This is a genomic window from Shewanella sp. T24-MNA-CIBAN-0130, assembly GCF_040310185.1.
Classification (GTDB): Bacteria; Pseudomonadota; Gammaproteobacteria; order Enterobacterales; family Shewanellaceae; genus Shewanella; species Shewanella psychromarinicola.
Window position 1 is genome coordinate 1 of sequence record NZ_JBEOPP010000309.1, and the last position, 272, is coordinate 272.

Consider the following 272-nt stretch of genomic DNA (forward strand, 5'->3'; position numbering starts at 1 on the left):
GGATTGAGTTGCTAGAGTCAGTTTTAACGGATCAAATTGATTAAAACCATTAATACCACCAAAAAATAGCTCGCCGTCATCTGCTTGAAAAGCGGCGCCTAAAATAAAAGAATGATGCTGTATACCGTTTGCGGGTAAAAAATGCTGCATTTGTTGGGTTTGAGGAGCATACCGGGTTAGGCCTTGGTTGCTGCTTAGCCACAAGTAACCGCTGCTATCTTGTTTAATTGCAAAAATATTATCGTTAAGTAAGCCATCAGACTCTGTAATGT

Annotated in this window: 1 protein-coding gene; it reads right to left on the reverse strand. The window is 40.1% G+C overall.

The genetic code is table 11. The features are described 5' to 3' along the window. Positions 1–272: two-component regulator propeller domain-containing protein (locus tag AAEZ02_RS22510; protein ID WP_351125273.1), on the reverse strand; the 272-nt coding region annotated here is incomplete at both ends.